Source organism: Microcoleus sp. B5-D4, from assembly GCF_036705145.1.
Lineage (GTDB): Bacteria > Cyanobacteriota > Cyanobacteriia > Cyanobacteriales > Microcoleaceae > Microcoleus.
Window position 1 is genome coordinate 39,211 of sequence record NZ_JAUBTV010000064.1, and the last position, 7,308, is coordinate 46,518.

The following is a 7,308-nucleotide window of genomic DNA, read 5'->3' on the forward strand; positions in this document are numbered from 1 at the left end:
TTAAACATTAGGGACACGGCATTGCCGTGTCTTTAAAAAGTAGGGACGCAAAACTATTGCCACGTCCCTACTTTTTTATTAAACTGTCAATAATATTAAACCGCCCCTAAACGCCAATTAACGCAGATGAATACTACATTTGCCCTACATACTAAGAATTCGCCATTTTTTTTAATAGCAGCTTTTATTTTTGTTGGTGTCAATACTTTGAGCGCCCGCGCCGAAAAATCAAGATGTTTTGTAGATATTTGCATCGACTCCAGCAGCGTTGAATTAAGCAAATCCGATATTCCCGGTGCTCCCTCTTATCCAGTCAGAACTATTTTAGTAACTCAACAGTTTAGTAACGATAAATTGTTGGCGCAAATGGAAGTTGACTGCCAGCAACGACAGTTGAGAACTGTCAGAGTTAGCCAAGATGGCGAAAATTGGTCGAATTTCTCTCCGAAATGGACTTTAGTCGATGGCCACTCATCTTTGTCTCGGCTGGTTGACTATACTTGTCAATTGGCGATCGCAGAACAAGAGAATAAATAAGTATAGCCTTTCTCAATAATATGAGGTGTACGCTTGATAAGCGGGCATAGGGCATAGGGCATAGGGCATACCTCACCAAGATTGAGAACTGCTGTAGACCCAGAAAAAAAACAGATCACCTATATCTTCAACGCTGGGCTTGCGGGTGCAAGTTTGACAGCGCTTGAAACCGCCGAGTGTTAATATTACACTCAATCTACAATCTAAAATCTAAAATCTAAAATCTAAAATCGGATGACAAACCCCACCGAATATCGGCAAAGACGCGAACAGTTAATGGCAAAAATTGGCAGCGGGACGGCGATATTTCGCAGCGCGCCCACTGCCGTCATGCACAACGATGTAGAATATGCCTACCGACAAGATAGCGATTTTTTCTACTTAACCGGTTTCAACGAAGCTGCGGCGGTAGCAGTGCTCGCGCCACACCATGAAGAACACAAATTTGTTCTGTTTGTGCAGCCCAAAGACTTGGAAAAAGAAACTTGGCACGGTTATCGCGCCGGAGTTGAAGGGGCTAAAGAATTGTACGGCGCGGATGAAGCTTTCCCGATTAATGAACTTGCGGAAAAATTGCCGAAATATTTAGAAAAAGCCGATCGCATATACTATCACTTCGGGCGCGATCGTACTTTCGACCAAACAGTCCTCAATCACTGGCAGCGCTTGATGGCAACCTACCCAAAACGCGGCACAGGCCCGACAGCAATCGAAGATTCCAACATCATTTTACACCCGATGCGGCTGGTGAAAAGCGAAACAGAATTAGCATTAATGCGAAAAGCCGCTAATATCTCAGTTGCAGCGCACAACCGCGCCCAAGAATTCGCCAAACCGGGCAGATACGAATATGAAATTCAAGCTGAAATAGAACATACTTTTGGCTTAAATGGCTGCACTCCGGCTTACCCTTCAATTGTTGCATCCGGTTACAATTCCTGCGTCCTCCACTACATCGAAAACAACCGCCAAATGCAGGAAAACGATTTGTTGCTAATAGATGCTGGTTGTGCTTGCGGGTACTACAACGCCGATATTACTCGCACCTTTCCTGTTAGTGGCAAATTTACAGCCGAACAACAAATAATTTATGACTTAGTTTTGCAAGCACAATTGCAGGCAATTAGTCAAGTATATCCCGGAAATCCTTACAGCAAAATTCACGAAACAGCGGTGCGCGTTTTGGTGGAAGGTTTAATAGATTTAAAACTTTTGGTGGGGGACATTGAAGAGATAATTAAAGAAGAGAAATACAAGCCATTTTATATGCACCGCACTGGTCATTGGCTGGGATTGGATGTGCACGATGTCGGCGTTTATCAGTACGGGGAAAATTCGCAAGTTTTGCAGGCAGGACAAGTGCTGACGGTGGAACCGGGGATTTATATTTCTCCTTATATTAAACCCGTTGAAGGACAGCCGGAGGTTCCTGAAAAATGGCGCGGTATTGGCGTGAGAATTGAAGATGATGTTTTGGTGACGTTGGAAAGTCATGAAGTCTTGACGGCGGGAGTTCCTAAATAATTGTTGACTGTTGACTGTTGACTGTTGACTGTTGACTGTTGACTGTTTGAACAATACCGATGCAACCGGAAAGCATATAATATCAAATCCAGTAGCATCGGAATTCTGAGCGGGCTATATCATCCAGATATATTATTCCGATGCAACCGTCCATGATATAAGTTGGCACTGAAGGCTTGAGCTTTGTTAGTATTGGCTTGAAAAAGCTCAAGTCCGCAACTGCCAAACAAAGAGCGCTTATGTGTATTGATCCTACCAAGATCGATCGACCTATGGAAACCTGCGAAGCATTAGTAGCAGAGCAAAAAGCAAAAATTCGGCAACTAGAAGAGGATTTGCAGCAGCAGAGAGAATTGTGCCAGAAATTAGAAGCACAACTCAAAGCAGTCGAGAATGCCGACTCTTCGGCTTCCGTAACTGAATTTGATATCAGTGAGGACGATCGCATTCGGTTAATCGCATCTCTGGAAAAAAGCCAGGAAATGTACCGAACTCTCATCAAACATTATCCGAATGGCTCGGTGTTTTTGTTCGATCGCGATTTGCGCTATACTCTGGTTGACGGCCAAGGTTTGGCAGCAGTTGGTTTGTCCAAAGAACAGTTGGAAGGCAAAACATTGTGGGAAGTATCGCCACCTGAAGATTGGTCACTTTTTGAGGCTAAATATCGCGCGGCTTTGGCAGGAGAAGAGAATACTTTTGAATATAAATACCGCGATCGCGTTTATTCAACAACAATTTTTCCAGTCAAAAACGACCGGGAAGAAATTTTTGCAGGAATAGTAGTTACTCAAGATATTACCGAAAAGAAACAGGCAGAAATAGCGCTGGAAGAAATCACAAATCAGCTCGAAATTAAATATAAAAAGCGCACTGAAGAGTTGAAAACAGCCAACGATCAATTGCAGGAAGAAATCCTCTCTCGCTGGCGCGCCGAAAAAGCTCTGCGGGAAAGCCAGGAACAGCTAGAATTGTTTTTTTCTCAATCTTTAGATGGCTTTTTCTTTATGATGCTGGACGAACCAGTGCACTGGGACGATACAGTTGACAAAGAAAAAGTTTTGGATTACGTATTTACTCACGGGCGGGTAACGAAGGCAAATGATGCTTTGATAGCTCAATACGGGGGTATTAGGGAACAGTTTATTGGCCGCACGCTTGACTGTTTATTCTCCGACAACTTTGCTGGCTGCAGAGAGATAATCAAGCAATTTTTTGATGCTGGCAGAATCCACATCGAAAATGAGAATCGCACGTTTGACGGAGTTCCAGTTTGGATAGAAGGCGACTATATTTGCATTTACGATTCCCACGGCAGAATTGTGGGCTATTTTGGCGTACAGCGCGATATTAGCGATCGCAAAAAAGCAGAAGCAACCCTCAGAGATAGCGAAGAACGCTTTCGGGCAACCGTCGAACAAGCGGCAGTCGGAATTACCCACCCTGAAGCAACAGGCCGCTATTTGCGAGTCAATCAAAAATTCTGCGAGATAGTGGGATATACTGCGAGCGAACTGCTGTCGCGAACTTGGATGGACGTTACTTACCCAGAAGATATAGATGTAGATTTAGAACAAAACAAGCAATTATTTGCCGGGGAAATTGACAGTTTTAAAATGGAAAAACGCTTGCTGCACAAAGACGGCAATGTAGTTTGGGTAAATATTACAGTATCGCTAATCAAAGAACCGCTGAGCGGGGCAGTTTACAATGTAGTAGTGACAGAAGATATTAGCGATCGCAAAGCAACCGAAGCAGCGCTGAAAGAAAGCGAAGAAAGGTTCCGACAGCTAGCAGAAAACATTGAAAGCGTGTTTTGGATGGTAAACGTTGAACCCCAGAAAATTATTTATATCAGTCCGGCTTACGAAAAGATTTGGGGCAGAAGCTGCGCTAATTTGTATGCTAACAGGCGCTTTTTTGCAGATTCCCTCTATCCAGAAGATCGCGAGCGCGTTATGGCTAATTTAACTAGACAAAGTGAGTATGAAGACGAGATAGAATATCGAATTGTCAGACCGGACGGCAAAATTCGCTGGATTCGCGATCGGGCTTTTCCGATTAGAAATCAATCTGGTAAAGTTTACCGCATCGTGGGCATTGCAGTAGATATTACCGCACGAAAACAGGCAGAAAAAACCATCCGCGAAAGTGAAGAACGCTTCCGCCAGCTAGCAGAAAATATCCAAGATTCCGTCTGGCTAATGTCTGCGGAATTCACAGATTTATTGTATCTGAGTCCCGCTTACGAACAAATCTGGGGGCGCAGTCGCGAAGAATTGTATGCTGATCCCTTAAAAATGATGAAGTGGGTGCATCCAGAAGATAAACACCTGTTGGAAGAGGCAATGGGGCAAGTGTTGCAGGGCGAGTCCACCAATACCGAATATCGGATTTTTCTGCCAGACGGCACAGTTCGCTGGGTGTGCGATCGAGCTTTTCCCATTTACGACGAATCGGGCAAAATTTACCGCATCGCCGGTATTTGCGAAGATATCAGCGATCGCAAATTTACCGATGCCCGCATCCAAGCAGCACTCCGCGAAAAAGAAGTATTGATCAAAGAGATTCACCACCGAGTCAAAAATAATATGCAGGTAATTTCCAGCTTGCTGCAACTTCAAGCTCAATATATTGAAGACGAACCGACGCTAGCTTTATTTGAAGAAAGCCAGACCCGTATCCATTCAATGGCTCTGATTCACGAGCAACTGTATCAATCCGAACATCTCGATCGCATCGCCCTTCCCCCCTACGTCGAAAACTTAGTTGCTAATTTGTATCAATCTTTTGGTTGCGGCAACACTGCCATCCAATTCAATCTCAACCTTGACCCAATTTATTTAAATATAGAAACAGCCATTCCTTGCGGTTTAATTATTAACGAGCTGGTTTCTAACTCTTTAAAATATGCCTTTATCTCGAAGTTAGATGGTGAAATATCTATTAGTTTTCATGAAATAGATGACCACCAATTTCATTTAACTATTCAAGATAACGGTCGCGGATTTCCGGCGGATTTTGACGTGGAAAATACTGAAACATTAGGATTGCGCTTAGTGAAAATGTTGGCTTACCAATTAGAGGCGAGTATTGCCATTGACAGTCAGTGTGGAACCTGCTACACTCTAATTTTTAAAGAGTTAAATTATCGGCGACGCCTTTAAAAAAAATGAACCCTATACAAATTTTGGTTGTAGAAGACGAAGTTATTGTAGCCCAAGACATAGCAGGTCGATTAAAAAAACTGGGATATTCAGTAACAGCTACAGTTTCTTCAGGAGAAGAAGCAATTCAAAAAGCGATAGAAAGCCCCCCCGATTTAGTGTTGATGGATATCGTGCTTAAAGGTGACATGGACGGGGTAACAGCGGCCGAAAAAATCCGAACTAAGAGGAATGTGCCGACAGTATTTTTAACAGCTTATGCGGACGATAAAACGCTGCAAAGAGCGAAAATTACAGACCCATTCGGTTATATTATCAAACCATTTCAACAAAATGATTTGCGGGTGGCGATCGAGATTGCCATGCACAGACACAAAATCGAAACCAAGATGCGAGAATCTCTCAAAGCCGCCGAAGCAGTCAGAGAGTCGGTGGAAGAAAAATCGCACCGCCAAAACCAGTATATTTCAATGGCAGCTCACGAATTGCGGAATCCCCTCAACGCGATTTTAATCTCTGCGGAACTCCTAGAGCTCGATCGAACTCGCAGCAGTGACGAATCCCAAGTTAGAACCCTGCGATTGGTGCACTCAGCTACCCAAAAGATGAACCAGCTAATCGATGATATGCTATTCATGGGCAGAGCCGAAGCAGGTCAACTCAAATGCAATCCATTACCGATAAATTTAGTCGAATTTTGTCAAGACTTGCTCGCTCAATTGCAGTTAGGAAATGAAGCCAAGCACAAACTAACATTAATCCCCTCAGATGTTACCAGTGCAATATTAGATCAACAATTGCTGCACGGCATTATTTCTAACTTAATCGTCAACGCCATCAAATATTCCCCCAACGGCGGGCAAGTCACCTTGGAATTGGAATACCGTCTAGGGCGTCGGTTCAGTATTATGACTTGACAAAAAAGACTGAAAATGATATGTGAATTGAGAAGCCTGTTAAATTCTCCTCGATCGGGAAAAAGAAAGAAACCTTATGCGTCCTCCCTTATGGCATCCTCCAGTTGAACTCTCAGACGCTGAAGCGTCGATCGTCAAACGCATTAAACGAGCCAAGTTATTCACGTTTCTTCGATTGAATCGTTCATTCATATTTAATGATGAGTTTCAAGAAGAACTTGCTACAATTTTTAAAGACAGCACAGTGGGTCAGGGTCCAGTTCCTCCTGCACAAATTGCCTTGGCAATTATTCTGCAAGCCTACTTAGGCATTTCTGATGATGAAGTCATTGAAGAAATGCTCATGGATCGACGTTGGCAGTTAGTTCTCGATTGTCTCAATTGTGAAACTTCCCCTTTTAGCAAAGCCACTTTGGTTCGATTCAGAAATCGCTTAATTAAAAAAGAACTAGACCAACGTTTAATTGACCGCACCGTAGAAATTGCCAAGCAAAAAGGTGGGTTTGGCTCATCTCAACTGAAAGCGGCTTTAGATTCTTCACCTTTATGGGGAGCTGGGAAAGTCGAAGATACATATAATCTATTGGGTCATGATGAGCGTAAGGCGGTGAGTGTGATAGCTGTTGTGCAGGGGCGGGAGCCAGCAGAAATTGCCCTGGAAGCAGGTGCACCCATCCTGAATAGTTCCAGCTTAAAAACGGCCTTAGATTTAAACTGGGATAATCCAGTAGAGCGTCAAAATGCACTCTTAGTCATCCTAAATAGCTTAAATTCCGTAGAAGAATGGATGCAAAGCCAGCCCGCTCGTGATGAGTTTGAAGTGGCTCAAGAGACTCTGGATGTTGCCCGAGTCATTGAATCCCAAAATGTGACTTTAGACTCTCAAGGATTTCCTAATCTTGCTAAAGGGGTGGCCAAAGATCGTCGCATTTCTATTGAAGACCCCGATATGCGGCATGGGCGTAAAAGCCGCTCTAAAAAAATAGATGGATATAAACGTCACGTCCTCAAAGATTTAGAGAGTGGTGTAGTTTGTGCCGTGGCGTTGACACGCGCCAATACTCCAGAATCCGCTGCTACAGTTGACCTAGAACGTGACTTAAAATTTCAAAATATTCACCTAGCCGAGTTACATATTGACCGGGCTTATTTATCTAGTCATT

The 7,308-nt window shown here is 43.5% G+C and carries 5 protein-coding genes; all 5 read left to right on the forward strand.

Annotation, left to right across the window (positions count from 1 at the left end; genetic code table 11):
• Nucleotides 1-126: 126 nt before the first annotated feature.
• Nucleotides 127-537 (forward strand): hypothetical protein, encoded by a 411-nt coding sequence (locus QUB10_RS24435; RefSeq protein WP_333205820.1) that lies wholly within the window; start codon nt 127-129, stop codon nt 535-537.
• A 234-nt stretch (nt 538-771) separates the two neighbouring features.
• Nucleotides 772-2,061 carry an aminopeptidase P N-terminal domain-containing protein gene (locus QUB10_RS24440; protein WP_333205821.1) on the forward strand — a complete coding sequence of 430 codons (1,290 nt, stop codon included), beginning with the start codon at nt 772-774 and terminating at the stop codon, nt 2,059-2,061.
• Between the two features lie 239 nt (nt 2,062-2,300).
• Nucleotides 2,301-5,228 carry a PAS domain S-box protein gene (locus QUB10_RS24445; RefSeq protein WP_333205822.1) on the forward strand — a complete coding sequence of 976 codons (2,928 nt, stop codon included), beginning with the start codon at nt 2,301-2,303 and terminating at the stop codon, nt 5,226-5,228.
• A gap of 5 nt (nt 5,229-5,233) precedes the next feature.
• A complete protein-coding gene (locus QUB10_RS24450; protein ID WP_333205823.1) occupies nt 5,234-6,145 on the forward strand; it encodes a response regulator in 912 nt (303 codons plus the stop codon).
• Nucleotides 6,146-6,221: 76 nt separating this feature from the next.
• Nucleotides 6,222-7,308 (forward strand): transposase (locus QUB10_RS24455; protein ID WP_333205824.1); only part of this gene is annotated, 1,087 nt, incomplete at its 3' end.